At 43.6% G+C, this 982-nt stretch carries 1 protein-coding gene and 1 pseudogene; both read right to left on the bottom strand.

Annotated features, from left to right (window positions below; genetic code table 11):
• A pseudogene (locus AC6CDK_RS17805) lies at positions 1–75 on the bottom strand (IS3 family transposase); the annotation flags it as partial.
• A 176-nt stretch (positions 76–251) separates the two neighbouring features.
• Positions 252–982, bottom strand: a 731-nt coding sequence (locus tag AC6CDK_RS17800; protein ID WP_496639961.1) for a hypothetical protein, incomplete at its 5' end; no start/stop codon positions are given.

Raw genomic sequence — 982 nt, 5'->3', positions numbered from 1 at the left:
TTTGACTTCCGGTGCCGCTCCAGTCGAGCTACGCTCTCCTTCCGCTGCACCGGGACGATTACCATCCTTTTCCATTGACGACCTCCTTGAACACGTAGATTTACCTCATTTTCGTGTCCAAGAAAACCGGGGCCGCCATAAAGTTTGTAGCTAGTCAATATTTTGCCAACGTCATAAGGCTGACCAGCCAGCCCAGTCTTTTCCGGGCGGGCTGGTCGTGCCGCAAGTTGGATCAATTCCTCACCAATTTATTAACCACCGTCACTTGGCAATTCTGGCTCGTCACATTTATTTTCCTTTGCAAATAATTCTACTTGGTAGCGTTCACGGCGTCTTCTGAACCGGTCAAATAGGTCAGGTGCGTCTGCAGCCATGCAAAGATGTCGCATAGGCCGCTCCAAACGCTTGTGCAAGGAAAAACCAAGGTCTCCATGCTCGTGGTCGATAACAAAAGCCATTTCTTCCAAAAACTCCAATATCTCGCCGACAGCTCTGCGACTAACGTGTGTAGAGTGCGCATTCCTTGTTGAATTCATCCTGTTTAATTCCAATATTTCTTCTAAGATGTCTCTATCTGATCTTTTTTCTTCCTCTTTACTTTCACCGTCATTTGCCAAAATATCAGCTATTTGTTCATCAAGTTTTGGCCACCACATTTCAAATACGCTATCAAGAACTACAGTGTCTAGCTTTGAATCTCCGGCAACATTGTTGATGGTATTAATCAGTCGCTTGAAATCTTCTTTTAGAAAACGAGTTCCCTGAAAACTTGTCAACGGCCCTTTCAAATCCGTTGGTTCCAGGTTAAATAAAAGAGTGCATACTCTTGCTTTTTCAATGCTTTTTGAAAGAGCGCCAGCTTCAAAAAGAATCCAAGGTTTTTCAGTGTTATCACTAGTAAGACATATAATGCCTACGTTGGAAGTTTCCAGTTCCTTTGTTATCTCAGAATTCCATTTAGCACCTTTTTCAACATCTTCCG

It is taken from the genome of Geobacter sp. PheSNFMC, from assembly GCF_059620965.1.
The sequence above is the reverse complement of the archived record's forward strand: the minus strand, read 5'-3'. Positions and strand labels throughout refer to the sequence as shown.